The sequence below is a fragment of the Streptomyces kryoterrae genome (assembly GCF_054072135.1).
This window is the reverse complement of record NZ_CM133358.1, coordinates 1291603-1317822: the sequence shown is the minus strand read 5'-3', so window position 1 is coordinate 1317822 and position 26220 is coordinate 1291603. Positions and strand designations below refer to the sequence as shown.

Annotated in this window: 19 protein-coding genes; 15 read left to right on the top strand and 4 right to left on the bottom strand. The window is 70.6% G+C overall.

Annotated features, from left to right (window positions below; all coding sequences use genetic code 11):
- Window positions 1–60 precede the first annotated feature (60 nt).
- From ACW4TU_RS05450 to ACW4TU_RS05405, 10 genes are all read left to right on the top strand, one after another.
- Window positions 61–1050: a polyprenyl synthetase family protein gene (locus ACW4TU_RS05450; RefSeq protein WP_457425157.1), complete on the top strand. Its 990-nt coding sequence runs from the start codon at window positions 61–63 to the stop codon at window positions 1048–1050.
- 28 nt (window positions 1051–1078) lie between these two features.
- Complete coding sequence (locus tag ACW4TU_RS05445; RefSeq protein WP_457425155.1) at window positions 1079–3106, top strand: tryptophan 2,3-dioxygenase family protein; 2028 nt, start codon at window positions 1079–1081, stop codon at window positions 3104–3106.
- A 127-nt stretch (window positions 3107–3233) separates the two neighbouring features.
- Window positions 3234–4259, top strand: coding sequence for a polyprenyl synthetase family protein (locus ACW4TU_RS05440; protein WP_457425153.1), 1026 nt, complete (start codon window positions 3234–3236; stop codon window positions 4257–4259).
- Window positions 4260–5714, top strand: a complete 1455-nt coding sequence (locus tag ACW4TU_RS05435) for an MFS transporter (RefSeq protein WP_457425151.1) — start codon at window positions 4260–4262, stop codon at window positions 5712–5714. It abuts the gene before it with no gap.
- A gap of 37 nt (window positions 5715–5751) precedes the next feature.
- The gene (locus tag ACW4TU_RS05430; RefSeq protein WP_457425149.1) at window positions 5752–6921 is read left to right on the top strand and encodes a cytochrome P450; all 1170 of its coding nucleotides are present in this window, start codon (window positions 5752–5754) and stop codon (window positions 6919–6921) included.
- A 20-nt stretch (window positions 6922–6941) separates the two neighbouring features.
- Window positions 6942–7157 carry a ferredoxin gene (locus ACW4TU_RS05425; protein WP_457425147.1) on the top strand — a complete coding sequence of 72 codons (216 nt, stop codon included), beginning with the start codon at window positions 6942–6944 and terminating at the stop codon, window positions 7155–7157.
- A gap of 42 nt (window positions 7158–7199) precedes the next feature.
- Entirely contained in the window at window positions 7200–8990 is a 1791-nt protein-coding gene (locus ACW4TU_RS05420) for an FAD-dependent monooxygenase (RefSeq protein WP_457425145.1), read from the top strand.
- A 2-nt stretch (window positions 8991–8992) separates the two neighbouring features.
- The gene (locus ACW4TU_RS05415; protein WP_457425144.1) at window positions 8993–9382 is read left to right on the top strand and encodes a limonene-1,2-epoxide hydrolase family protein; all 390 of its coding nucleotides are present in this window, start codon (window positions 8993–8995) and stop codon (window positions 9380–9382) included.
- Window positions 9383–9384: 2 nt separating this feature from the next.
- Window positions 9385–10578, top strand: a complete 1194-nt coding sequence (locus ACW4TU_RS05410; protein WP_457425143.1) for an acyl-CoA dehydrogenase family protein — start codon at window positions 9385–9387, stop codon at window positions 10576–10578.
- A 61-nt stretch (window positions 10579–10639) separates the two neighbouring features.
- Window positions 10640–11455, top strand: coding sequence for a transmembrane-type terpene cyclase (locus ACW4TU_RS05405; RefSeq protein ID WP_457425141.1), 816 nt, complete (start codon window positions 10640–10642; stop codon window positions 11453–11455).
- Here the strand turns inward: ACW4TU_RS05405 and ACW4TU_RS05400 are convergent.
- From ACW4TU_RS05400 to ACW4TU_RS05385, 4 genes are all read right to left on the bottom strand, one after another.
- Window positions 11435–11983 carry a helix-turn-helix transcriptional regulator gene (locus tag ACW4TU_RS05400; RefSeq protein WP_457425139.1) on the bottom strand — a complete coding sequence of 183 codons (549 nt, stop codon included), beginning with the start codon at window positions 11981–11983 and terminating at the stop codon, window positions 11435–11437. The two genes, ACW4TU_RS05405 and ACW4TU_RS05400, sit on opposite strands and share 21 nt — an antisense overlap.
- A gap of 542 nt (window positions 11984–12525) precedes the next feature.
- Window positions 12526–13677, bottom strand: coding sequence for a flavodoxin-dependent (E)-4-hydroxy-3-methylbut-2-enyl-diphosphate synthase (gene ispG / locus ACW4TU_RS05395; protein WP_457425137.1), 1152 nt, complete (start codon window positions 13675–13677; stop codon window positions 12526–12528).
- The gene (locus tag ACW4TU_RS05390; RefSeq protein WP_457425135.1) at window positions 13674–15488 is read right to left on the bottom strand and encodes a 1-deoxy-D-xylulose-5-phosphate synthase; all 1815 of its coding nucleotides are present in this window, start codon (window positions 15486–15488) and stop codon (window positions 13674–13676) included. Before ACW4TU_RS05390 ends, ispG begins: the two co-directional genes overlap by 4 nt.
- Window positions 15489–15500: 12 nt before the next feature.
- Window positions 15501–16463: a 4-hydroxy-3-methylbut-2-enyl diphosphate reductase gene (locus tag ACW4TU_RS05385; RefSeq protein ID WP_457425133.1), complete on the bottom strand. Its 963-nt coding sequence runs from the start codon at window positions 16461–16463 to the stop codon at window positions 15501–15503.
- Window positions 16464–16727: 264 nt separating this feature from the next.
- On the opposite strand from ACW4TU_RS05385, the gene ACW4TU_RS05380 reads away from it, so the two are divergent.
- The 5 genes from ACW4TU_RS05380 (at window position 16728) to ACW4TU_RS05360 (ending at window position 25928) form a co-directional block, all read left to right on the top strand.
- Complete coding sequence (locus tag ACW4TU_RS05380; RefSeq protein WP_457425131.1) at window positions 16728–17501, top strand: IclR family transcriptional regulator; 774 nt, start codon at window positions 16728–16730, stop codon at window positions 17499–17501.
- Window positions 17502–18395: 894 nt separating this feature from the next.
- A complete protein-coding gene (locus tag ACW4TU_RS05375) occupies window positions 18396–21311 on the top strand; it encodes an ATP-binding protein (RefSeq protein ID WP_457425129.1) in 2916 nt (971 codons plus the stop codon).
- A gap of 115 nt (window positions 21312–21426) precedes the next feature.
- Window positions 21427–23055, top strand: coding sequence for a S53 family peptidase (locus ACW4TU_RS05370; protein WP_457425127.1), 1629 nt, complete (start codon window positions 21427–21429; stop codon window positions 23053–23055).
- 231 nt (window positions 23056–23286) lie between these two features.
- On the top strand, window positions 23287–25404 hold the full coding sequence (locus tag ACW4TU_RS05365; RefSeq protein ID WP_457430719.1) for a xanthine dehydrogenase family protein molybdopterin-binding subunit: 2118 nt from the start codon (window positions 23287–23289) through the stop codon (window positions 25402–25404).
- A gap of 62 nt (window positions 25405–25466) precedes the next feature.
- Window positions 25467–25928, top strand: coding sequence for a (2Fe-2S)-binding protein (locus tag ACW4TU_RS05360; RefSeq protein ID WP_457425125.1), 462 nt, complete (start codon window positions 25467–25469; stop codon window positions 25926–25928).
- The last annotated feature ends 292 nt before the right edge of the window (window positions 25929–26220 follow it).

Below are 26220 nucleotides of genomic sequence, written 5' to 3'. Positions count from 1 at the left end.
TCGGGCACATGAGGACCGACGGCGACGACAGCCGGATACGGCCTGCCTAGTGTCTTGTCCATGACCAACATCGATGTGCCTCAGGTCGCAGATCGCGAACTGGCAGCGATCGTGGGGGCCGAGGTCGAGGGCCGGTGGCCGGACGACGTTTCGGGCCTCGACGAGATCGTTCGCTACGGACTGGTGCCCTTCGGGAAGATGATGGGGCCCTGGCTGGTTACCCACTCCTGTCTCGCCGTGGGAGGTGACAGAGCGACTGTCCTCCCCGCCGCGGTGGCCGTGGAGTGTGTCCAGGTCGGGGCGATGATGCACGACGACATCATCGACCTCGACGGAGAACGGCGCAGCAAGCCCGCCGCCCATACCGTGTTCGGGCAGCCGACGGCGATCGTCGGCGGGGACGGGCTGTTCTTCCACGGCTTCGCCGCCCTCGCCGAATGCCAGGAAGCCGGCGCGCCCGCCGAACGGGTGGCCCAGGCGCTGGTGGTGCTCTCCAAAGCGGGACTGCGCATCGGGGACGCGGCCATCCGGGAGATCCGGATGAGCCGTGTGGTCTGCTCAGTCGACGACTATCTCGACATGATCGCGGACAAGAGCGGCGCCCTTCTGTGGATGGCCTGCGGCGTCGGCGCCACGCTGGGCGGCGCGGACGACACGGCCCTCAAGGCGCTCAGCCAGTACAGCGACCAGCTCGGCATCGCCTACCAGATTCGCGACGACCTCATGGCCTACGACGGCACACGGGCGGGCAAGCCGAACGTCTCCGACGTCCGCAACGGCCGGCCCACCCTGCCCGTGCTGCTCGCCCACGAACGCGCCCCCGCGGCACAACGGCAGCACATCGAGCAACTGCTCGCCGACACCGTCATACCGGTCGAGGAGCGCTACGAGGCCATGGCGGAACTGGTCCACGCCTACGACGGCGTCCCGGCGGCGCGCGAGGCGTCGCACCGTCACGTGGAGCTGGCTGCGACGGCGCTGGAGAGCCTTCCCCCCAGTGTTCACAGGGACGCGCTGGCCGATCTCACCGTGCCGGGGCGCCTGGTATAGCGCGGACCGAACCCGAGGAGCTGTGCTGATGACCGCCCCCACCTATGCGACGTATCTGCACCTCGACGAACTGCTCACCCTGCAGCGCCCGCTGACCTCGGTCGAGCAGCAGGACCTCAGGGACAGCGAACGGAACTTCATCGTCGTGCATCAGGCGTCCGAGACCCTGCTCAGCCAGGTTCTCGTCGACCTGCGGCACATCGACGCCGGCCAGTGCGGACAGGAGTGCTACGCCCAGCGCCTGGAACGGGCGACGCGGTTGGTGGACTCCATGGAGGGACAGCTGACGCTGTTGCGCCATACGCTGCTGCGGGAGGAGTTCATGCTCTTCCGGGACCGGTTCGGCACGGCGAGCGGATTGCAGTCGAAGCAGTTCCACGAACTGTTCGGCCTCGTCGGACAGTTGGTGAAAAAAGGCGCTGAGGGCCGTCCGTCGGCGGACTCCCGGCGGCTGACCGGACTGAACGACGCCGTACGGCGCTGGCGGCGCACCCACCTGGAACTGGTCGGTCATATGCTCGGCGACGAGCCGGGCTCGGCCAAGACCTCCGGGATACGCTTCCTGGCCGCCAGGCTGGACGACACCTCCGCGGACGAACCGGCGGGCGCTGACCGGGCAGCCGTCGCGCCGCCGCGGCCGGCGGACACCGATGACGTCGCCGGCAGCCGTCCTCTGCCCGCACCGTCCGGGCGGTCCGCACCGTCCGGGCTGGGACATGTGGTCGTGGTGGGAGGCAGCGTCGCGGGGCTGCTGACCGCACACGTCCTCGCCGGCCACGCGGAACGCGTGACGGTACTCGAGCGTGACCAGTACGAGGATGCCCCGGGGCCCCGCGCCGGCGTGCCACAGTCACGCCACACCCATGTCCTGCTCACCAGCGGCATGAACGCCCTGGACGAACTGCTGCCCGGCCTGCCGTCGGCACTGGTCGACTCGGGGGCCCCGCGGCTGGCGGTCCCCGGCGACCTCGGCGTGTGGCAGGCGGGGCAGTGGATATCCCGCCGTAATCCGTCCGAGCCCATCATGACCCCGTCCCGTCCGTTTCTGGAGCACCACATCCGCCGACGAGTCCTGGACGGTTCCCGCATCCACGTCCGCACCGGTGTCGAGGTGGCCGGCCTGCTCGGCCGACCCGGACACATCACCGGTGTCGTGGTCCGTGACCGGGGCGGCGACCACCACACCCGGCAGGAGATCGAGGCCGACCTCGTGGTGGACGCCACCGGACGGGCCAGCCGCACCCCGGCCTGGCTGGCCGAGATGGGTGCCCTGCCGCCGGCCGAGGAACTCGTCGAGACCGGGCGGGCGTACGCCACCTGCATCTTCCACGCCGACGAGGGGCCCGAGGACCTCAGCGGCTTCTACATCGTGCCCGACGCCGGCCAGCCGCTCGGCGCCATCATCCTGCCCGCCGAGGGCGACCGCTGGATGGTCACCCTGTCCGGGCCGCGCGACCAGGCGCCCCCCAACGGCACCGAGGACTTCATCGACTTCGCCGGCCAACTGCCGCACTCCGCCCCGCACAAGTGGCTCAGCTCGGCGCGTCCGGTCGGCCGGCCCGTGGGGTACCGGCACACATCCAACCGGCGTCGTCGCTACGACCGCATGGGACGGCACCACACCGGACTGCTCGTCGTCGGAGACGCGCTGTGCGCGCTCAACCCCGTCTACGGACAGGGCCTGTCCGTCGCCGCCCTGAACGCCGTCGCCCTCGGAAAGGCACTGGCCGGCAACCGCACCCCCTCGGCCAACGCCCTTCAACGGGCGGTGCTGCGCTCCTCCCGCTCGGCGTGGGAGGTCGCGACGGGCGCCGACAGCCCGATGCCGGGCGTCGCGGGGAACGCGGTGCGGTCCGGGCCCGTCGCCCGGCTGTTGACCCGGTACCTCGACCGAGTGCGCGATCACGTGCCCCACGACCCGGTCGTGTGCAGCGCAAACCGTGACGTCCTCTTCCTGCTGGCCCCGCCCCGCACGCTCGTCACCTCCTTCAAGGTGCTGCGGCGGGCCCTGCTGAGCCCACCCGGGCCGGCCTCGCCCGATCTACCCACTCCGTGACCATCACGAGCCGACAGCGAAGGTGCACCATGCGACACGCCAGCGTGCTCCCGGACCGCCCGAGAAGGGACCGGTGCCGAACCGGGCCCCGGTTCCCCCTCCGTCGTACGGGCGGCCGGTGGACCTCATGACGACGACGCCGATCCGAAGCCTGTCCGCCGTTCTCGACACCGGCCGGACGCTGCTCGACCCCGCCCTGCGTGACGCCGTCGGTCTGCACCTGGGTCCGGAGACCAGCAGGATCGCCCAGTACCACTTCGGCTGGGCGGACGCCGACGGGCGTCCCACCGGCACCTGGGGCGGCAAGATGGTCCGGCCCGCCCTGGCGCTGCTGTCGGCCCGGGCGGCCGGCGCGGCGGCGGCGGACGGCCTGCCCGCCGCGGTGGCCGTGGAACTGGTGCACAACTTCTCGCTGCTGCACGACGACATCATGGACGGCGACGAGACCCGGCGGGGGCGGGCGACCGCCTGGACCGTCTTCGGGGTGCCGGGCGCCATCCTGGCAGGTGACGCCATGGTCACCGCGGCCACGTCCGTACTGATGAGCGCGCCGGGCACGGGCGCCCGTTCCGCCACCCTGGCGCTGATGACCGCGACCCAGCGGATGATCGACGGCCAGGCCGCCGACGTCGCGTTCGAACGACGCGAGGACGTGACCCTCGCCGAGTGTGTGCGCATGGCCGGTGACAAGACCGGCGCCCTGCTCGGCAGCGCCTGCGCGCTGGGCGCCGAACTGCTCGGCGCCGAACGGCACCTGGTCGAGCGGCTCGGCGCCTTCGGGGAACACGTCGGGCTCGCCTTCCAGCTCGTCGACGACCTGCTGGGCATCTGGGGCGACCCGGACAGCACCGGGAAACAGGTGGCGGCCGACCTGCGGGTCCGCAAGAAGTCCCTGCCCGTGGTCGCGGCACTCGAGGCACCAGGGACGGACGAGCTGCGCGCCCTGTATCTGCGACCGGAGCCATTGGCCGAATCCGACATCCGACGCGTGACCGAACTCGTGGAACGAGCAGGCGGACGGGACTGGGCGCGGAACGAGGCGGACCGTCAGATCGCCGCGGCGACCGAGTGCCTGACCGTCGTCGGTATGCCCGACGACGTGCGCGGCGAATTCCAGGAGGTCGCCGACTTCATCGTGGGCAGGCGGATATAGATGAGGGAGTCACGCCCTGCCCCGTCGGACGTCGCCCGGCCCGGGGCGCGGCCGCTCGCCCCCTCCGCCGAACGCCGGGCCGTCGTGGTCGTCGCCTCCGCCGCAGGGATTGCCGCGATGGCCCAGACCATGATGGTGCCGCTGGTGGGGGAGTTGCCCAGGCTGTTGCACGCCGGGGTGACAGGCGCCTCGTGGGTCGTCACCGCGACGCTGCTGGGCGGCGCCGTCACCAGCCCCGTCGTCGGTCGGCTGGGCGATCTCTACGGCAAGCGGCGGCTGATGCTGAGTGTGCTCGGCGTGGTCACGCTGGGCTCGCTGCTGTGCGCGGTCGCCGACTCGGTGCCCCCGATGGTCGTCGGGCGCGCCCTCCAAGGCGTCGGAATGGGGCTCATACCGCTCGGCATCAGTCTGCTGCGCGATGTGCTGTCCGAGCGACGACTAGGCTCGGCGATCGCACTCACCTCCTCCGTCCTGGGTGTCGGTGCGGCGGCAGGGCTGCCGCTGGCCGCGTTGGTGGCCCAGTCCGCCGACTGGCACCTGCTCTTCTGGGCGACCAGCTCACTGACGGCCCTGATGGCCGTGCTGGTGGCCCGACTGGTCCCACCTGCCCCGGCGCCGGCCGACGGGCGTTTCGACGGCGTCGGGACGGCGGGCCTCGTTGTCGGCCTCACCGCGCTGCTCGTGGCGATCTCCTACGGCGGCGAGTGGGGCTGGCTCAGCGCTTCCACCGTGGGCCTGGCGATGGCCTCCGGGGTGGTACTGGCGCTGTGGGTCGTCTGGGAACGCCGGGTGACCGATCCGCTGATCGACCTGGGCACCGCGGCACGGCGGCCGGTCCTGCTGGTGAACATCACCTCCATCGTTGTCGGCTTCGCCCTGTACGCGCAGCTCCTGATGGTGCCTCAGCTGCTGCAACTGCCGACCCGCACGGGCTACGGACTGGGGCGCTCGATGCTCCAGGCCGGTCTGCTGATGCTGCCGGCCGGGCTGGCGATGATGGGCGCGTCCACGGTCGGTGCCAAGTTGTCAGCGGCGCGCGGCCCCAAGTTCTCGCTCCTGCTGGGCACCGTGCTGATCGGCCTGGGGTATGCGGCCTGCCTGGCCCGGATGGACTCGGTCCCGGTGCTGGTGATCGGCACCGTGGTGACCCAGGGCGGCGTCGGCTTCGCCTACGGAGCGATCCCCGCGTTGATCATGGCAGCCGTATCGCCCGCCGAGACCGGGGTCGCCAACGGGTTCAACACACTCATGCGTTCCATCGGTACGTCACTGTCCGGCGCCGTGGTCGGGGCGATATTCGCCGATCTGAGCGGGTCGCTCGGCACGCCATCGGTTCCCACACGCGAGGCGTTCGTGCTCGTCGCCGTGGTCGGCATGACCGGCGCGGCGTTCGCCCTGGTGACCGGGGCCGCGATCCCCGGCCGGCCGCGCACGGCTCCACGTTCCGCTCTTTGAACATCCGCTCCTCACGACACGAAAGCAGGGCCGTCTCATGACCGAGTCGACAACCATCCCCATCGGCGGACGGGCCGCCCAATGCCCGTTCGCCCCGGTTGCCGAGCTGTACGACGCGCAGAAGGACGACGAGTTCAGCCGGGTCAAGGTGCCCAGCCCGATGCTGGGCGAGTTCGAGGCGGTGGTCGTCACCCGTTACGAGGACGTCAAGAACGTACTCGCGGACGACCAGCTGCACATGGGCGGCTCGATGCCGTACCAGCCAGGCAACCTGCTGAGCTACGACGGCCCCGAGCACACCCGGCTGCGGAGCATGCTGACCGGGTCGTTCACCACCAAGCGGGCGCGCGAGCTGCGGCCGAGTATCGAGACCGCCGTCGATTCCGCACTGGACGCGCTGGCGGAGGCCGGTCCCGGCGCTGACCTGGTGCAGGTCTTCTGCACCCCGATCCCGACCCTCGTCATCTGCGAGCTGCTGGGTGTGCCCTACAGCGACCGCGAGGGGTTCCAGCGCCGTACCGCTCTCGCGCTGGACTTCGGCCAGAGCCGCGAAGTCCAGATGGAGAAGGCCGCCGAGATGATGGCGTACATGGCCGAACTCGTGGCGCAGCACCGGGAGAGCGCGGGCGAGAACGTACTGGGCCGTGTGGTGCGTGAATTCGGCGACCAGCTGAGCGACGAGGAACTGGCCGGTATCGGCAACATGCTGCTCATCGCCGGGCACGAGACGATCGCCAGCACCCTTTCGGCAAGCATCGCCCTGCTGCTCCAGCACCCCGAGCAGCTCGCGGCGGTACGTGACGACCCCTCGGTGACCGACAGCGCCGTCGAGGAACTGCTGCGGTACACCGCCCCGGCCACCGTCCTGCCGCGGCAGGCGGCCGGGAACATCTGCGTACGCGACCAGGAGATCAAGGAGGGTGAGCACGTGGTGGCGTCCGTACTGGCCGCCAACCGGGACCCCGGCACGACCGGTCAGGATCTGGACAGCCTGGACGTGCGCCGGCCCCCGCAGCGCCACCTCACCTTCGGCTTCGGCCCGCACCAGTGCCTGGGCCAGCAACTGGCGCGTATGGAACTGCGCGTCGCTCTGCCGGCCCTGTTCGCCAGGTTCCCCACGCTGCGCTCGGCGATCCCGCACGACGAGGTGGAGTACCGCACCAACGCGCTGGTCTTCGGTGCGAACGCCCTGCCGGTCACCTGGTGACCGGCAGGGGGGAGACGACCATGAAGGTCGAAGTCGACGACAGCAGGTGTTACGCCGTCGGGAACTGCGCGCGGCACGCGCCGACGGTCTTCGACCAGAACGACGACGACGGCAGGGTGGTCCTGCTTGAGCCGGTCCCGTCGGAGCGAGAGCACGCACAGGTCCGGGAAGCAGCTCTGCAGTGCCCGGCCGCGGTCATCGTCCTGCACGAGAACAAGGCGGCTCACGAAGAGTGACCCGCTCTGCCAGTAGTTCGTCCGAAGCTCAGGGGAAGAGCAATGTTTGACGTAGAAGTGCCTGTTCTCGTGGTCGGCGGTGGCGGCTGCGGACTCGCCGCGTCGGTGTTCCTGTCCGACGTGGGGGTGCGCCACCTGGTGGTGGAGCGTCGCGAGTCGACGTCGGTCCTGCCCCGGGCGCATTATCTGAACCAGCGCACCATGGAGATATTCCGGCAGCACGGCATCGCCGACGACATCTACCGGATCAGCTGCCCGCTCCCGAACATGAGTGAGGTCGCCTGGCGTACCTCGCTGGGTGGCGACGGCCCCGTGGACGGGCGGGAGCTGTACCGGACTGACGCTTTCGGCGGCGGCAGCACGGCCGGACCCTACGCCGCCGACAGTACGGGACCCTCGACCAACCTTCCGCAGCACCGGCTCGAACCGCTGCTGCGGCGGCATGCGGAGCGACGGGCTCCGTCCAGCCTGCTCTTCAACCATCAGATGGAAGAGATCACCCAGGACGAGAACGGGGTCCGGGCACGGGTGACCGACCGGGTCACCGGCGAGGTCGGCACGGTCCGTGCCCGGTATCTGCTGGGCGCCGACGGCGGCAGGAGCGTCGGCGGTTCGCTCGGCATTCCGATGGACGGCGCAGGCGGCGGGTTCACCATCATCTCGGTCCACTTCAGCGCGGACCTCTCCCCCTGGTGGAGCGACTCGCTGCTGATGACCCACATCTTCGGCCTCGATGGCGAGGTCTCGGTACTCGTCGCGTCCGGACCCCACTGGGGCTCGGCGTCCGAGGAGTGGGCACTGCACTTCCGGGTACCGCCGGGCACGGCCGCGGGCGACCTCGGCGCGGAGGCGCTCGCGGGCCGGGTGCGGGAACTGCTGAAACTGCCGGAGGACCTCGGCATACAGATCCACCATGCCGGCGAGTACCGGCCGGAGGCCGTCGTGGCCCGGTCGTTCCGGGCCGGCCGCGCCTTCCTCGCCGGCGACGCCGCGCATCGGCAGCCACCCGCCGCCGGCGGTGGCCTGAACACGGCGATCCAGGACGTGCACAACCTCGCCTGGAAGCTCAAGGCCGTGCTCGACGGCCGGGCCGACGACGCGCTGCTCGACTCCTACGAGGCGGAGAGGCTGCCCGTCGCCAGGCGCAACGTGGGCTGGGCGATGGGTTGTCTGCTCAACTACGGGACCCTGTTCGCGGTCCTCGGCATGGTGCACGGGAAGCCGGCGGCCACCGAGGCCGGCATCCGCGAACTGCTGGCCGACACACCGATGGGCGAGACCCGGCGGTCCGTGGTGCGGGAGGTGTTCGGCACCCAGCGCATCGAGTACCAGGCGCACGACATCGAGCTCGGTCACCACTATGCGGCCGGCGCGGTGCTCCCGGACGGCACCCCGCCGCCGCCCCGGGACCCGATGGGCGCGGTCTACCGTCCGACGACCCGGCCGGGGCACCGGCTCCCGCACGTGTGGTTGCGGCAAGGCGGCACCCGGGTCTCCACACACGACCTGGTCGGCGGCGACGGCGGCTTCGTACTGATCACGGGGCCGCTGGGCGAGGGATGGGCGTCCGCCGCCAAGAAGGCCGCGGACGCCCACGGGGTGGCGCTCACCGTGGTGCCCATCGGTAGCGAGCCCGACGCGATGGGCCACTGGGACGCAGAGGGCGCCTGGGCCGCGGTGCGGGAGATCGACGACGACGGCGCCGTCCTGGTGCGGCCGGACCAGCACGTCGCCTGGCGCGGTGTCAATCTTGGCCGGCACGCCGACCAGGAACTCGGCGCGGCCTTCGACCGGCTCCTCGGCCGGACCGACGCGACGAACAGAGGGTGCTGACCATGTCTTCCACCGACGCCGAGCGTCTCGTCCATGACTTCCTGACGTCGATGGGGCCGACCCCGGCGGACGTCCGGGCGGCCGTGGACCGTTGTCTGACCGACGACTGTGTGTGGGAGAACCCCGGCTCCCCAATATGCCGGGGCAAGGTGGAGATCCTCCAGCTCATGCCGCCCGACTTCGCGCGGCTGGAGGTGAGGTTCCGGCACATGGCCACGGTCGGGGGCACCGTCCTGGCCGAGCGCATGGAGAACATGCTCCGTGTCGACGGCACCCCCATCGCATTGAACCTGAAGGTGATGGCGGCCTTCGAACTACGGGCCGGCCGGATCAGTGCCTGGCGGGACTACTTCGACTTCACCAACCTCATCACCAAAAGCCCGGAATGGTGACCATGACGAACATCCGAACGGACCCGATGGAACTGCGGACCCAACTGGTGGACAGGGTCCACAAATTCGGGCCGGTCTTCGCGGACGGCGTCGCCGAGGGGGAGCGGGAGCGGCGGTTGCCCGACGCCACGGTCCGGGCCATCGACGAGGCGCAGCTGGGCATGCTCTGGACCGCGAGGGCCTACGGCGGCCTTGAAACCGACGTCCGGACCATGAGCGAGGTTGCCAAGGCCCTCTCCCACTACTGCCCGTCCACCTCGTGGGTGGTCAACAACATCAACGGCTCCAACCTGCTCGCCGCGAAGTTCCCCCGGACGGCGCGGGACGAGGTGTTCGGGGACAACCCCGGCGCCAAGCTGGCTTCGGTCTTCGCGGCCGCGGGCACCGCGGTACGCACCGAGGGCGGCTATCTGCTCACGGGCACCTGGCCGTACGGCACCGGCATCCTGCACGACGACTGGGCGATCCTGGTCGCCCGGGAGCTGGATCCTGACGGGGAGCCCGTCGGCGGGCTCTCCGTGCTGGTGCCCGCCGCTGACCTCACCATCGACGACACCTGGCACACCGTCGGCATGCGTGCCACCGGTAGCCACACCGTCGTGCTCCGGGACGCGTTCGTCCCCGAGCACCGGGTGATCCCGGCCGAGGTGCAGCGCGGGCGGGAGAACGCCACCGACGTCAGCCTGCCGCCGCTGTTCCGCACAGCCGCGATCGCGGCCCTGGCGGTGGTCTGCGCCTCCGTGGTGGTCGGCGCCGGCCAGGCAGCCCGCGCCTTCGTCGTGGAGAAGGCGCCCCATCGAGGCATCGCGCCCACCAAGTACACCAGCCAGACGGACTCACGGACCTTCGTGTCCTCGCTCGGCAGGACGGCTCTGTCGATCGACGCCGCCGAGATGCATGTGAACCGGGCCGCGGACGTGATCGACGAGGCCGCCCGCGCGGCCGTCTCGCTGCCGGAGGGCGAGCTCCTGCGTATCCGCGGCGATGTCGGCCAAGCGGTCAGCCTGGTGACCGTGGCGCTCGACGAGTTGCTGTGGGCGCACGGTGCGGCGTCCTTCGCCGAGTCGAACCCGTTGCAGCGGTACTGGCGGGACGCCAATACCGCGGCCCGCCACGCGATGCTCAACGTTCACGTCGGTCACGAACTGTACGGCGGGTCGTTCTTCGGCCTGGAGCCCATCGTGCCCAGCCTCTGACCCGTCTTCTGCCCGTCTCACCCCGCCCGTTCCGCCCCGCCCTGACCCACGAAGGATCCCCATGGTCTGGCTGCCCCCCTCTCTCTTCCCGATGTCACAGGTCGCACCGGTCACGGTGGGGGCGGTCGACGTTCCGGACGGGCTCTTCGCGGCGGTCGCCGGGCCGACCGCGCTGGGCTGGATAGTGACGTATGTCCTGGCGATCCGACAGGGACGTCAGGACGGGCGCGTGGGGATACCCGCCTACCTGGTGGCGGTGAACTTCGCCTGGGAGTTCAGCCTGACCTTCCTGCTGGAACAGACACCGACCCAGCGACAGATCAACGTGCTCTGGGTCATCTTCGACGTCGTCCTGCTGTACCAGGCACTGAGGTACGGGCCGCGCGACCACCCCGGTCTGTCGGCGCGGATCTTCCGGTGGACACTCGCCGGCGTGCTGGTGTGGGCGTCGGTGATCGTCATGGTCGGCGCGAACGAGTTCCACGACCGAGACGGCATGTACACCGGAATGATCATCCAGGTACCGCTGAGCGCCTCGTTCATCCTGTTGCTCAGGCGCCGCGGGTCCAGTGTGGGACAGTCGATGTACATCGCCGTCGCGAAGACCGTGGGGTCCCTCTTCGCCGGGCTGACCGCCTTCGTCGTCTACCCCTCCCACCACCTGCTCCAGGTGCTGGTGCCGACCTACGTCGCTCTGGACTTCGCCTACGTGGTGCTGCTGCACAGGGCGATGCGCCGGGAGGGACGGCCGCCGTGGGCGTTTCGCGCGCCGACGGCCGTCAATGTGGTTCCGACAGGATCCGCGGCCACGGGTTCCGGGGCCGGCCCGTCGTCCCTCGCGGGCGCCGGACCTCGGTCAGATGACGCCGCTTCGTAAGGCATACGCCACCGCGTGAGGCCGGTTGCGGAGATTCAGGCGCTGGGTGACCCCGAAGACGACGCGTTTGACCGCCCGTTCCGACAGGCACATCCTGGTGGCTATCTCGGCGGTGTCCAGGCCCTCCGACATCAGCCGCAGCACATCGATCTCCCGGGGAGTGAGCCCGGAGGTGTGCAGGCCGTGCGGTGACAGGACCTCACGCTGCATCCGCTCGAACTGCCGGAGCAGTTCGCCCAGTAGTTTCGAGGGCAGCACCCCCCCGCCGGACGCGGCCGTCAGCACCGCCTCCTCGATGCGGTTGCTGGTGGCGGCGACCCGTGGCAGTACCGCGACCACGTTGCACTCCACCGCGGTGAACAAGTCGGCACGGTCGATCTCCGACGGGATGAGCACCACCGGTACCCGTACGGAATCCTTCAGCTGGCGCAGTAACGACGTCACTCCCACGGTCATGCGGTCGATGACGACCACGGCCACGTCGGCCGGGCCGGGGCGCTCCAGCGTGACGACTTCTATGTTCGGCAAGGCGCCGAGCTGATTGCTGATCGCTGAATGCGTCAGCGGATCCGCCGCCCGGACCAGTGCCTTTACCGGACGTATCGTGGTTTCAGCAGTCTTGACCTTGGTGATCATGACAAAGCCTCCAAGGAATAAGCAGCGCGGCAGCCGGGGTGTTCGTCTCTGCGCCGGGTTTCGGGCATGACGCCCCGGATCGAGTGTCGTTCTGCGCTTTTCACTCGCGTATGCGGCATAGCTCGCTCGGCAAGTCCTGAGGGGATGACGAAACGGGACTGGTCGACCGCAGGACGGGCCCGGAGGGTGGATCGAGCCGCGCTTCCTCGAGCGGTATCGCTCTGGCACTGCCGGTTTTCCGTTCACCGCCGGAAGGTCGGCGTTCGGGGTAGGTCCAGCATGGAGTCAGGTAACGCGATCACATCAAAACTCCCCGAATGTGGCCCCATATAGTCATTGACAGTCGGAAAGGCGACGTCAGTGACCTTACAGTGGTCCACTCCGGGGAGTTGGGTGATCGAGCTGTTCTTGTTCCCCCAGGGGGAATCCCTCATTCAGCCAGTGACGACCGTGACGGATCCTCCGGCCTCCGGGTCCATCGTCTCGGCGAGGTTCATGGCCTCCTCGATGAGGGTCTCCACGATGCGGTGCTCGGGAACGGTCTTGATGACCTCGCCCCTGACGAAGATCTGGCCCTTGCCGTTGCCGGACGCCACTCCGAGGTCGGCCTCGCGCGCCTCCCCGGGACCGTTGACCACGCACCCCATCACAGCGACCCGCAAGGGCACCTCCATACCCTCCAGGCCGGCGGTGACCTCGTTGGCGAGCTTGTAGACGTCCACCTGCGCCCGGCCGCACGAGGGGCAGGAAACGATCTCCAGCTTGCGGGGCCGCAGATTGAGCGACTGGAGGATCTGGGAACCGACCTTGACCTCCTCCACCGGCGGCGCCGAGAGGGAGACGCGGATGGTGTCACCGATGCCCTGGCGCAGCAGCGTACCGAAGGCGACCGCGGACTTGACGGTGCCCTGGAACGCCGGCCCCGCCTCAGTGACGCCCAGGTGCAACGGGTAGTCGCACTGCTCGGCAAGGATCTCGTAGGCACGGATCATGACCACTGGGTCGTTGTGCTTGACCGAGATCTTCAGCTCGTGGAAGCCGTGCTCGGCGAAGAGTGATGCCTCCCACAACGCGGATTCGGCCAGCGCCTCCGGGGTGGCCTTCCCGTACTTGCGCATCAGGCGTGCATCCAGTGACCCGGCATTCACTCCGATCCGGATCGGGACGCCGTGGTCCGTGGCCGCGCGGGCGATCTCGCCGATTCTGTCGTCGAACTTCTTGATGTTGCCCGGATTGACACGCACCGCGGCGCAGCCGGCCTCGATGGCCGCGAAGACGTACTTCGGCTGGAAGTGGATGTCGGCGATGACCGGGATCTTCGACTTCCGGACGATCGTGGGCAACGCCTCCGCGTCGTCGGCGCTCGGGCAGGCGACGCGAACGATGTCGCAGCCCGCGGCGGTGAGTTCGGCGATCTGCTGGAGCGTGGCGTCGACGTCGGCCGTGACGGTCGTGGTCATCGACTGCACCGAAACAGGGTGCGCACTGCCCACCCCGACCGAACCGACCTGCAACTGGCGGGTCCTGCGGCGGGTGGCGAGTGTGGCAGGCGGTGAAGCGGGCATACCGAGCGCTACCTGGGTCACCGTGGTGTCCTTTCCCGACGAGGTGCGGGTGCGTGGGGCGTCGCCGCGGCGTTGTGCAGGGCGAGTGCGGTTTCGGCGATGGACTCTGAGCTGAGACCGTGTTCGGCGAGGATGCCGGGTCGGTCACCTTGGCGGAGGAACCTGCGGGGCAGCCCCAGGGCGTGCACCGGCGTAGTCACCCGGGCATCGGCGCATGCCTGAGCCAGTGCCGCTCCCACACCCCCGGTGCGCACCCCGTCCTCGACGGAGAGCATCAGCCGGTGCCGGGAGGCGAGATGGACCAGGACAGGATTGACGGGCAGCACCCAGCGCGGGTCGACGACCGTGACCCCGACGCCCTCGTCGGCCAACAGCTCCGCCGCGCGCAGCGCGGTGCCCGCGAGTACCCCGGTACTGACGAGCAGGACGTCCAGCGGTCGGGACCGAGTGCGGTGCAGGATGTCCACGCCCTCCATACGGGTCAGAGCGGGGATCTCCGGGCCTGCGCTGCCCTTCGGGAAGCGCAGCGCGGTGGGACCGTCCCGCGTGTCCAGCGCCTCGTCCAGCAGTTCCGCGAGCCGGACGGGGTCGCGCGGCGCGGCGACACGCATACCCGGCACCGTCCCCAGCAGGGCGAGATCCCACATGCCGTGGTGGCTGGGTCCGTCGGGACCGGTGACGCCCGCACGGTCCAGGACGAAGGTCACCGGCAGTTCGTGCAGGGCCACGTCCATCATGATCTGGTCCACGGCCCGGTTGAGGAACGTGGCGTACAGACAGACCACAGGATGCAGGCCGCCCATGGCCAGCCCTGCGGCGCTGGTCACCGCGTGCTGTTCGGCGATGCCGAGGTCGAACACCCGGTCCGGGAAGCGCTGGGCGAACCGGAGCAGACCGACCGGTTGCAGCATCGCGGCGGTCAGCGCGACGACGTCGGGCCGCGCTTCACCGATCCGCTCCATCCGGGCGCCGAACGTACCGGTCCACGAGGGTGTGGAGCCGCCGCGCGACCGGCCGGTGGCGGGGTCGATGACGCCGATACCGTGCATGCGGTCGGCCTCGTCGTTCTCGGCGTGGGGGTACCCCCGGCCCTTCTCGGTGACGCAGTGGACCATGACCGGACCGTCCAGGTCCGTCGCCTGTCGGCACGCCTGCTCGACGGCGGCGATGTCGTGCCCGTCCACCGGGCCGAGGTAGGTGAAGCCGATGGTCTCGAAGAGGTTGGGCCCTTGGTGCAGGCCGGCACGCAGGGCGGTCAGGTGCTCGGCCAGCCCGCCGATCGTGGGGTCGTAGGAGCGGCCGTTGTCGTTGAGGACGACCACCACCCGATCGGTGCCGCGGCCGAGGTTGTTCATGGCTTCCCAGGCCATGCCGCCGGTCAGCGCGCCGTCCCCGGTGACCGCGACGACGCGACGGTGGTCCTCGCCGAGCAGCCGCCGGGCCTTGGCCAAGCCGTCCGCGTAGGACAGCGCCGTGGAGGCGTGCGAGTTCTCCACGAGATCGTGCTCGGACTCCTCGCGGAGCGGATAACCGGACAGGCCCCCGGCGGTGCGCAGCGAGTCGAAGGCGGCCTGCCGACCGGTGAGCATCTTGTGGACGTAGGACTGGTGTCCGGTGTCGAACACCATCCGGTCCGTGGGGGAGTCGAACACCCGGTGCAGCGCGATGGTCAGCTCCACCACACCGAGGTTCGGGCCGAGGTGCCCGCCGGACGCGCAGACCTTGTCGACCAGGAACTCCCTGATCTCGCTTGCCAACACGGGCAGTTGATCCGGACGCAGCCTCTTGAGGTCCTCAAGGCCGGTGATACGGCCGAGCACAGAGAATGACACGTCTTTCCTCGCTCAGCTGGTACGGCCGTCCGCCGGCCGCCGCGCGTCGCCGCGCACCGCCGAAGGAAGGTCGAAACGGACGGTTTCGCGGGCGATCTCACGTTCCTCGACACTGACCGGTCCGAAGGTGTTCAACCAGGTCACGACCTCCGTCACCAGGGCGGGCGGTGCCGAGGCGCCGGCCGTGAGCCCTACGGTCCGCACGTCATGCAGCCATTCCGGCCGGATGTCGGCGGCACGGTCGATCAGCTCGGCGCGGGTGCCCTCGCGGCGCGCTGTCTCCACCAGGCGGACCGAGTTGGAGGAGTTCTCCGAGCCGATGACCAGGACGAGGTCCGACTCCTGGACGATCGCCTTGAGTGCGGCCTGCCGGTTGGTGGTGGCGTAGCAGATGTCGTCGGACGGCGGCTCCTGGAGCAGCGGGAACTTCTCCCTCAGGGCCTCGACGACCTCCGCGGTCTCGTCGACGGCCAGCGTGGTCTGAGTGAGGTATGACACGTTACGTCCGTCAGCTCCGGACATTCCGCGTACCTCGTCGGCAGTCTGGACCAGCACCATGGACTCCGGTGCCTCGCCGAGGGTGCCCTCGACCTCCTCGTGCCCCCCGTGTCCCACGAGGACGATGGTGTCGCCCCGGGCCGCGAAACGACGCGCCTCGGCATGCACCTTGGCGACCAGGGGACAGGTTCCGTCGATCACGTCGAGACCGCGCCGGGCCGCCTCCTTGCGCACCGCGGGCGAGACCCCGTGTGCGGAGAACACCACCGTCGCGTAGTCGGGCACCTCGTCCAGTTCGTCGACGAACACCGCGCCACGTTCCGCGAGGTCGTCGACAACGGTGGTGTTGTGCACGATCTGCTTGCGGACGTAGACAGGGGCGCCGCGCGATTCCAGCGCCCGCTCGACGATCTCGATGGCCCGCTCGACACCCGCACAGAAGGATCGGGGACCGGCCAGCAGCACGCGGCGGGTCACACCGCTGTCCGCATTCTCATCCGAGCTCACATTAGCCACGCCCGGCAGACTAGGGAGGGTGAGGTCACGCCCTCAACAGGCGTTTCCACTTTCCGGAACGACCATGGCAACGGCAGCCCGGGTCGCCGGGCATGGGCCACGAATGTCAGAAGGGGCCCAATGCCATGGTTCCTCGGGACAGTACCTCCGGTCGATCTTGAGTTCGCCGTGCGCGCACAGGTAGGCATGGATCAGTTGGATGCGCTTCAGCGACGGGAGTTTCGCGTGGACGATGAGCGAGGTCCTCTGGCGCCCGGAGCCGCAGGAGGCCCGCTGCGCAAAGCGCTCGCCGTCCTGGAGACCCTGGCCGAGGCGTCGCGGCCGCTGACCCTGTCGGAACTGTCACACCTGGTGAACCTCCCCAAGTCCACGCTGCACCGTTTGATGCGGGTGCTCACGGACATCGGCCTCACCGCACGGAAGGAGTCGAAGTACTACGAACTCGGCACCTACTTGCCGCGGTTGGCGGCCGCCGGCGGTTCCGAGTCGGTGCAGTGGCTCAACTATCCGGTCACTCCCTTTCTGATCGAACTGTTCCAGCTGACAAACAGGATCGTCAGCCTCGGCACGCTGTCGGGCACCATGGTCCAGCACGTCGGCACCCTCTTTGGCCAGGAGCACGTCCGGCTGGCGATGGCGCTGCGGCAGCCGGTCCCCGCACACGGGTCGGCGGCGGGCAGGCTTCTGCTCGCGATGGCTGAGCGGAACCCGGCCGACCTCTTCGCCACCACGATGCCCGGCTCACGCGTGATCTCGGCGAGAACGGATGCGCTGCGGCGCGAGTTCGAACGGATCCGGCGGACCGGACTGTCGTACGCGAGGAGCGAGCACATTCCCGAACTGGTGGAACTGGCCGCCCCGGTCCGCCTGGGCAAGGCCGGTCCGATGGCCGCGATCGTGGTGGGCGACACGGTCAGGAACCGGGATCTGCGCACCGTCGCGCGGGATCTGCTGGAAACGGTGGACGCCATCGAACAGGACCTCGTAGGTGTGTGCTGACCGGCAACCGGTCCGACCTTTCGGCTTGACCCTGTTGGGAATCTTGGAGTTTCCCGGTGCAGCAGCATGATCGGAAGGCACGCTCGGGCCGCTCCGATGACCGATGCAGCTGCCGATGTGTCCGTTCCGGTGAGCAAGTCCCGTCTCTGACCACGCAGGTCGCGAGGGCGACCGAGCCGACCGCCTCTTCGACCTCGCGCCGGCCGGTCTCAGGAGGGCCGGGCTGGTGCGCGAGCACACCACGCAGCGCACCGACTCCACCCATGTCCTGGCCGCGGTGCGCGACCTGAACCTGAGGGGCCCCGAAGTCTCCGGACAGGCACCCTGGCGGCCTTCCAAAGAACGGCCGGGATTTCACGGAGGTGGGGGCTGACGGCAGCTTGCGCCGCCGTCGAGCGGCTCACGGAGTGCAGGTGACTGAGCCGATGAACCGGCGCGTTACGGTGTATGGGTCGAAGACGGCGACGGCCCAGCGGGTGTGGTTCCAGGTTTTGTTGCTCTTGAACTCGGCAGTGAGTTTGCGGCAGAGGGCCTCCTCGGTGGCACCTTCGAGGTTGGACTGCGAAGCGCGGCTGGCGAATCGGCTGTTGGGGTCACGGTGTGCCCGGTGGCGCACGTCAGGCCCTCGCATGCACTGTATGCGCCTAGCTCAAGCCTGCTATGTCCGGATAATGCTTCCGACCCTCACTCCTGGGGGTCAAGGGGTCGCAGGTTCAAATCCTGTCGTCCCGACGGTGTGACGGCGAAGGGTCTTCGCGGGCGGGAGTCCGCGAGGGCCCTTTTCGCGTGGGCCGTGGCGGAGCGATTGACAAGCCGAATCCGGCAAGGTTGTCATGGGCACATGATCCAGTTCCCCGTCACCTGCCGTGCCAGGGCCGAGGGCGGGCGTCCTCCATGGGCGAACCGTCCGTGACCGGTCGCCGCGAGCTGCTCGACACCGCCCGGGCCGAGTTGGCAGCCCGTCAGGGAGTCCTCCTCCACGGACCTGCGGGGATCGGCAAGTCCACTCTCGTGGCCGCCCTCATGACGTCCCTGGCCGTCCACGCCCAGCCGTCCGGAACAGTGCTGCACTGCTCGCCCGCCCCGGCGGAGGCCGGGCTTCCGTTCGTCGGCCTCGTCGACCTGTTCGCGCGGGTGCCGGAGAGCTGCCTGGCGGCACTGGCGCCCGAACCCCGGGCGGCACTGAGGGCGGCCCTGCTGCACCACCGCGAGCCGGCCGACGAACGCAGCCGGCTCGCGGTGCGCGTCGCCGTTCTCGAAATCCTGCGCGTTCTGGCCGCCGTCGGCCCCGTTCTGCTGGTCGTCGACGGTCTCCAGTGGCTGGACGAGCCGACCGCCGAGGTGCTCGCCTTCGCCGTACGCCGGGTCGCGGGCCTCGACATACGGATGGTCGCCGCCGAGCGCGTCGCCGACGGTGAGCAGCCCGAGCGGCTGCGCCGCTGCCCGCCGGACACCCTCGAACTCCCCGTGCCGCCTCTGGACGACGGCGAGGTGGCCCACCTCGTGCGCACCGTCGCCGGCACCGATCTGCCGCCGGGCGTACTGCGGGCGGTCCAGGACACCGCCGCCGGAAACCCCTCGTACGCACTCGAGTTGGCGCGGGCCGCCCCGCGCGACGCGGCGCCCCTCGGCCTCGGCCGCCCGCTGGCGGTGCCCCGAAGGCTGCGCGACCGGCTTCTCGAACCGATGCGCTCACTGCCGCCGACAGCCCGGCACACCCTCCTTGTCTCGAGCGCCGCCGCCCACCCCACCCTCACCCTCCTGCGCGCCGCCGGACTCCCCGATCCCGCCGCCGACCTCGCGGAGGCCGAACGGCTCGGCGTCGCGACGGCCGACGCCGACGGAACCGTAGGCTTCCGGCATCCGCTGATCCGGGCCGCCGTCCACGCCGACGCACCGGAATACGGGCGCCGTGAGGCGCACACCCTGCTGGCCCACGCGGTCACCGAGCCCGTGGAGCGCGCCCGGCACCTCGCCCTCGCCCACCCGCACGAGGACGAGACCACCGCCCGCACGCTGATGTCCGCGGCCGAGACCGCACGCCGCGACGGCACACCCGACGCCGCCTTCGAACTCGCCGGCCTCGCCGCCCTGCGTACGCCCGCCGACCGCCCCTCGGACCGGGCCGACCGCCTGCTCGCCGCCGCCGAGTACGCCTGCGACGGCGGACGGCTGGAGGAGGCGGGGCAGGCGGCCGGAACCGTCCTCGCCGGGTCCGGCTCCGCGCGGCAGCGGGCGCGCGCCCGGGTGATCCTGCTGCGCAACGCCGGGCAGGCGCTGGAGGGCACCCGGGACCTGATCGGCGAGGGCCTGCGGGACGCCGCCGGCGATCCGGAGGCGGAGGCCTGGCTGCACTACTGGGCGGCCGTACGAGGCCTGCTGTGCGGGGAGTTGGAGGAGGCCGCCCGGCATGCCCGGCACGCTGCCCGGCAGGCGGACCGGGCCGGTGACACGGACACCAGGATCGGGGCACTCGCCACCCTCGCCCGGGTGTTGTCCCTGACCGGGGAGTCGGTCGCCGCGGACGCCGCCCTCGAGGAGGCGCTCGCGCTGACGGGCGGCGCCGACGCCGGCCCGGAGAGCTGGGGCCTGATCCGGATGCGGGCGATTCTCGCCCTGGACTCCGACAGGGTCACCGAGGCGGGGGAGCGGGTCACCCGACTCCTGGCGGACATCGGCGAGTTCGCGGGGGTCGAGGAGACCGTCGCGACCCTGGTCGCGCTGACCCGTATCCAGGTGCGCGCCGGGCACTGCCGGGAGGCCCTGCGCACCGCCGCCCACTGCTCACGCACCCTGGAGGAGACAGGCGTACAGACCGCTCCGGCGCTGTACGCGGCGGCGCTCGCGGCGACCGCGGGCGGCAGCGCCGACGAGGCCCGTCGCCTCGCCGAGCAGGCGGTACGGGCCTCGGAGGCGGACGGCGACCGGCTGTTCCTGCTGCGCGCGCTGGCGGTGCTCGGCCAGGCCGAACTGCTCGCCGGCGACCCACGGGGTGCCGCCGCCGCGGTCGAGGTACTGCAACGCGTCAAGCGACTGGGCGAGGCGATGTGCGCGGCCGACCCGCCGTTGCTGCACTGGTACGCCGACCTGGCCGAAGCCCTGGTCGTGCTGGGGGAGACGGACGCGGCCGGAGCCGTGCTCCACGACGCCCGCACACGCGTGTCCGGCGATGCGCCCGCGAGCGTACTGGCAGCCCTGGAACGGGCCGAGGGACTGCGTGAGGCGGCGCTCGGCCGGGCGAAGGAGGGGGCGCTGCGGCTGCGTACCGCCGTGGACCGGCTGCGCCGGCTCCCGTTGCCCGTCGAACTGGTGCGTGCCCTGATCGCCCTCGGCACGGTCGAACGCCGGTCACGGCGCAGAAGCGCGGCGCGGACCGTCCTGCGCGAGGCGCTGGAGACCGCGCAACGGATCGGCGCCGCGCCGCTCGAGGCACGGGCCCGGGACGAGCTGGCGCGGGTGGACGCAGGGGAGCGCACCGGAGAGACAGGCGCGGGCGAACCCGAACTCACCCCCACGGAGGCCAGGATCGCCGAACTGGTCGGCGGCGGGGCCACCAACAGGGAGGTCGCCGCGAAGCTGTTCATCAGCGTCAAGACGGTGGAGGGCGCCCTCTCGCGGGTGTACCGCAAGCTCGGGGTCCGCTCGCGCACCGCGCTCGCCCACGCGATGGCGGTCGCCGTCCTCGCCTCCGGGGCCGCCGTGGCGTACGGCGACGACGACCAAGTGACCACCGTGCCACAGGGAGTGACGATCAGTCAGCCCAGCCGGGTCCGGACGCCCCAGCGCACCCGACACACGCCGTTGACATGACATGTGCAGTTAACACGGAGAGCAAGGGTTCCCCCGCTTACGGGGGAGGGGCCGCCGTTCCTACGGTGAAGTCGTTCCGCTTCCGGGACACGCCCCCACTCTCCGGAGGATCTCAGTGAAGTCACGCCTGAAACTGCTCGGTCTGGTCGCCGCACCGGCCCTGCTCGCCGCCGCGGTCCCCGCTGCCTACGCGGCCAACACCGTGCAGCCGCACACCACTCGCGCGGCTGTCACCGGAGACGTCCTCAAGGGCCTGAACAAGCACGCGACCCGCACCGGCAAGGTCGCCGCCGGGAAGCGCATATCGGTGGCGATCAGCCTGACCCCCAGAAACAACAAGGGCCTTGACACCTTCGTCGCCAAGGTCAGCGACCCGCGGTCGAGTTCCTACGGCCACTACCTGACGAAGGGTCAGTTCGCAGCCCGCTTCGGCCGGACCGACGCCGAGGTCAAGCAGCTCAAGGACTATCTGCGCAGCCAGGGCCTCACCGTCGGCAAGGTCCACTCGGGCAACCTGCTGGTCGACGCGAGCGGCACCGCCGCCCAGTTGGAGAAGGCCTTCGGCACCAAGCTGTCGACCTGGAAGGACGCGTCTTCCGGGCGTTCGTTCTACGCCAACGACGCCGCGCCGACCCTGCCGACCTCCGTCGCCGCACTGGTCAGCGATGTGGCCGGCCTCAACAACCGCACCCAGCTGCACCACCAGTCGGTCTCCCGGGTGGCTCCCCGCAACGGCCCCGGCGGCGGCTACACCCCGGCCCAGCTCAAGGGCGGCTACAACGTCTCCGGCACCTACACCGGCAGCGGTCAGAAGATCGCGCTGCTGGAGTTCGACGGCTTCGCGCAGTCCAACATCACGAAGTACGACACCAACTACAGCCTGGGTTCGCCCACTCCGACCGTGTCCAAGGTGGACGGCGGCTCCGGCGCGCTCGGTGACGGCCAGGTCGAGGTCGAGCTGGACATCGAGGTGCTGCACGCCATCGCCCCCAAGGCGAACGTCACCGTCTTCGAGGGCCCCAACTCCGACGCCGGTGAGGTCGACACCTACCAGGCCATCGTCGACAGCGGCATCCCGACCACGTCGATCAGCTGGGGCGCCTCAGAGAGCGCCCGCACCACCTCCAACATCAACGCCGTGGACGCCGTCTTCAAGGCGGGCGCCGCCCAGGGTCTCGGGTTCTACGCGGCCTCCGGCGACGACGGCTCCGACGACGCGGGCGACGGCACCACCACCGTCGACTACCCGGCCAGCGACCCGTACGTCACCGGCGTCGGCGGCACCAAGCTGACCGTCACCTCGGCCAACGCCTTCAGCAAGGAGGTGGCCTGGTCCGGCGGTGGCGGTGGCAAGTCCTCCGTCTTCAAGATCCCCAGCTGGCAGACCGCGGTCCAGAAGAGCGCCGGCGGCGGCTTCCGCCAGGTCCCGGACGTCTCCGCGCACGCCAACCCCAGCCCCGGCGTCTCGATCTACTCCCAGGGTTCCTGGGCCGCGGTCGGCGGCACCAGCGCCGCGGCGCCCGAGTGGGCGGCGTTCGCCGCGCTCTACAACCAGCAGGCCGCGGCGGCCGGCAAGGCCAACCTCGGCTTCGCCAACCCCGCCCTCTACACGGCGAGCGGCACCGGCTTCCACGACATCACCAGCGGCAGCAACGGTGCCTACTCCGCCGCCACCGGCTGGGACTTCACCACCGGCTGGGGCTCGTACAACGCCGCGACCCTGGCGAGCAAGTTGCTCGGCTGACCCCGCCGACCGACGATCGACGACCGTAGCGCGGGCCGGGACCACTCCCGGCCCGCGCTCGTCCGCGCCACGCGCCGGGTCGCCCGGTCGCCCGGGGCGTGTTCGCGGGCGAAAGCCCCGTCGGCACACGCAACCACGAAGCCGCCCGGCCCCTCCTACACAGGAGACGCACGGGCAGCGGGCGAAGCGACAGGGGTGGCGATGGAGCGGCAGTGGTCCCGTCGGAGGTTCATGGTCTACTCGCTGGCCGCGACCACCCTGACCGTGGCCGCGCCGATCGGCTGTGACTCGTCGGCGGAGGGCGCCGAGAGCCGGGCGGCGGACGCGGACGCGAGCGCGCGGTCCGGCGTCGTGGTGACCGGTGACGACGACGAGATGCTGGTCCTGGAGGTCACCGCCGCGAACCGGGTGGTCGTCCGGCTGCCGCGCGTCGAGGTCGGCCAGGGTGTCACCACCGCCGTCGCCATGATGATCGCCGAGGAACTCGACGCCCGCCTGGCCGACGTCGACATCCCGCTCGCCGACGCCCGCACCAGGGGAAACCAGTACACCGGCGGCTCGAACTCGGTCAGCTCCCTGTACGGACCGGCCCGCGCGCTGGCGGCCACCGCGCGCGCCCGACTGGTGACCGCCGCCGCCCAGCACTGGCGCCTGCCCGCGCGCACACTGCGGACCCGGAACACCATGGTGGTCGCCCCGGACGGGCGTACGGCCACCTTCGGATCGCTGACCGCGACGGCCGCGAAGGTCACCCGGCCGAGGGTCTCCAGCAAGCCCAAACCGTCCTCCCGGCACAAGGTGATCGGGAAACCGACGACCCGGATCGACGCGCGGGACATCATCACCGGCAAGGCGCGGTACGCGGGCGACCTGAACGTGGCCGGCGCGAAACCGACCGTGGTGGCCCGGCCACCGACGCTCGGCGGGAAGATCCGTACGGTCGACGACCGGGCGGCCCGCGCCCTGCCGGGCGTCCGCGCGGTCGTGCGGGTCGCGGGCGGAGTCGCCGTGGTCGCGGACACCTTCCACCACGCCTTCCAGGCCCGGGACGCCCTGCGGATCACCTGGGCCCCGGGCCCACTGGCCGCGCTGTCGGACGCGGCGATCAGATCCCGGCTGCGCGCCGCCGTTCCGCCGCTGGGTGCCGCGCCGAGCGGATCCACGCAGGTGACGGGGGAGTTCGAGTTCGCGTTCGTCGGCCATGCCCCGATGGAGGTGCTGACCGTGGTGGCCGACGTCCGCGCGGACCGCGCCGAGCTGTGGTTCTCCACCCAGACACCGATGGACGCCCGGGACGGCATCGCCTCGGCGACCGGACTCCCGGCGTCGAAGGTCAAGGTCCATGTCATGCGCGGCGGCGGCTCGTTCGGCCGGCGGCTGAACCACGACTTCGCGATCGAGGCCGCCCTCGTCTCCAAGGCGGCACGCCGGCCGGTCAAGCTGATGTGGAGTCGCGGCGACGACCTGCGGCACGGCAGGATGCGCCCGGCCACCCACCACCGGATCAGAGCCAGCCACCAGGGCGGCCGAGTGGTCGCGTTCGTCCACGCGACGTCGTCGGTGAGCGAGTCGTGGGAGGGGGAGGGCCTCGCCGCGCAGGGCGGGGTGACGTCCGTGGCCGCACAGACGGGGCGTGTCCGGGCGGCGGGCCCGCTGCCCAGCGACAGCGGGCTGTACAACTTCGGCCGGCTGTCCGGGGATTCGGGCGATGTGGCACTGGCGGCGATACCGCTCGGCGCCTGGCGGTCGGTGGACTCCGGGACGACCCGGACCGCCGAGGAGATCATGGTCGACGAGATCGCCCGCAGCCTCGGCAAGGACCCGGTCGCCTTCCGGCGCACCACACTCCGGAGCAAGGCCGTACGCGCCGTGCTCGACAGGGCGGCGTCCGCCGGGAGTTGGGGCCGGACCATGCCGGCCGGGCACGGACAGGGCATGGCGGTCCACGAGGAGTACGGCTCCTGCGTCGCGTGCCTGATCGAGATGGACGCCACCGACCCGAAGAACCCGCGGGTGACCAGGGCGGTGATGGCGGCCGACGTCGGAACGGCCGTGAATCCACGCGGACTTGAGGCCCAGCTCATGGGCACCGCGATCGACGGCATCTCCACCGTCCTGCGGGCCGGCCTCCACATCGACCGGGGCGCGGTCCGCGAGGGCAGCTTCGCCGACTTCCACTACGCCCGCCAGCGGCACGCCCCGCTGCACTTCGAGGCGCACATCATGCCGTCCAAGGGGGAGCCCGGCGGGGCCGGGGAACTCGGGGTGCCGGCCGCGGCGGGCGCGGTCGCCAACGCGTACGCCCGGGCGACGGGCACCCGACCCCGCCGCTTCCCGCTCACCTTCTGACCCGCGCCCCTTCCCCGACTCCGCCTCACCCCCGCCCCGACCTCGCCTCCGAGAGGGTTCCGATGCCCCGCTACACCTTCGACCTCAACGGCGAACCGGTCACCGTCGAGGCCCCGGCCGACATGCCGCTGCTCTGGGTGCTGCGCGACCTGCTCCAGGTGACCGGCCCCAAGTACGGCTGCGGGGTCGGGGTCTGCCGCGCCTGCACCAGCCATCTCGACGGCGCGGAGATCCAGCCCTGTGTCGTGCCCGTCGCGGACTGCGCGGACCGGAGGGTCACCACCATCGAGGGGCTGGCCGACGGCGACACCCTGCACCCCGTCCAGCAGGCGTGGCTCGACCGCGATGTCGCGCAGTGCGGTTTCTGCCAGCCCGGGCAGATCATGGCCGCGGTGGCGCTGCTCCGGCGGACCTCCGAGCCGACCGACGCGGACATCGACGCCATCGAGAACGTCTGCCGCTGCGGCACGTACTCCCGGATCCGCGAGGCCATCAAACAGGCCGCCGGGGTGACCGAGGACTGATCCGCGGGGCGGAAGCAGGTCGGCCGGTATTGGCGAGTTCGGTTCCCCGATGGCCGATATGGGTACGCTGCCCGTGAATAATTCCCTCGGCCTGATCCTGATGTGACGTTTCTGCATAAATGCGCCGGTCCGGCAGTCGTACGGGTTTTTATAGCATGGTGTGCCGTGCACCGAAGACGGTTCTTTCGTTTTCCATTCGGACGAGTGGTAGGCAATCGGCTCGGTTTGTCCGTGAGTTGACCCGGACAGTCCTTTCCCGTCGGATAGGGATAGGCAGTGCGAATATTCTGGA

Bases quoted from the DNA above. Each gene is read 5' to 3' on its own strand.
- ACW4TU_RS05450 (WP_457425157.1), top strand. From the start codon at position 61: ATGACCAACATCGATGTGCCTCAGGTCGCAGATCGCGAACTGGCAGCG.
- ACW4TU_RS05445 (WP_457425155.1), top strand. From the start codon at position 1,079: ATGACCGCCCCCACCTATGCGACGTATCTGCACCTCGACGAACTGCTC.
- ACW4TU_RS05440 (WP_457425153.1), top strand. From the start codon at position 3,234: ATGACGACGACGCCGATCCGAAGCCTGTCCGCCGTTCTCGACACCGGC.
- ACW4TU_RS05435 (WP_457425151.1), top strand. From the start codon at position 4,260: ATGAGGGAGTCACGCCCTGCCCCGTCGGACGTCGCCCGGCCCGGGGCG.
- ACW4TU_RS05430 (WP_457425149.1), top strand. From the start codon at position 5,752: ATGACCGAGTCGACAACCATCCCCATCGGCGGACGGGCCGCCCAATGC.
- ACW4TU_RS05425 (WP_457425147.1), top strand. From the start codon at position 6,942: ATGAAGGTCGAAGTCGACGACAGCAGGTGTTACGCCGTCGGGAACTGC.
- ACW4TU_RS05420 (WP_457425145.1), top strand. From the start codon at position 7,200: ATGTTTGACGTAGAAGTGCCTGTTCTCGTGGTCGGCGGTGGCGGCTGC.
- ACW4TU_RS05415 (WP_457425144.1), top strand. From the start codon at position 8,993: ATGTCTTCCACCGACGCCGAGCGTCTCGTCCATGACTTCCTGACGTCG.
- ACW4TU_RS05410 (WP_457425143.1), top strand. From the start codon at position 9,385: ATGACGAACATCCGAACGGACCCGATGGAACTGCGGACCCAACTGGTG.
- ACW4TU_RS05405 (WP_457425141.1), top strand. From the start codon at position 10,640: ATGGTCTGGCTGCCCCCCTCTCTCTTCCCGATGTCACAGGTCGCACCG.
- ACW4TU_RS05375 (WP_457425129.1), top strand. From the start codon at position 18,396: ATGGGCGAACCGTCCGTGACCGGTCGCCGCGAGCTGCTCGACACCGCC.
- ACW4TU_RS05365 (WP_457430719.1), top strand. From the start codon at position 23,287: ATGGTCTACTCGCTGGCCGCGACCACCCTGACCGTGGCCGCGCCGATC.
- ACW4TU_RS05360 (WP_457425125.1), top strand. From the start codon at position 25,467: ATGCCCCGCTACACCTTCGACCTCAACGGCGAACCGGTCACCGTCGAG.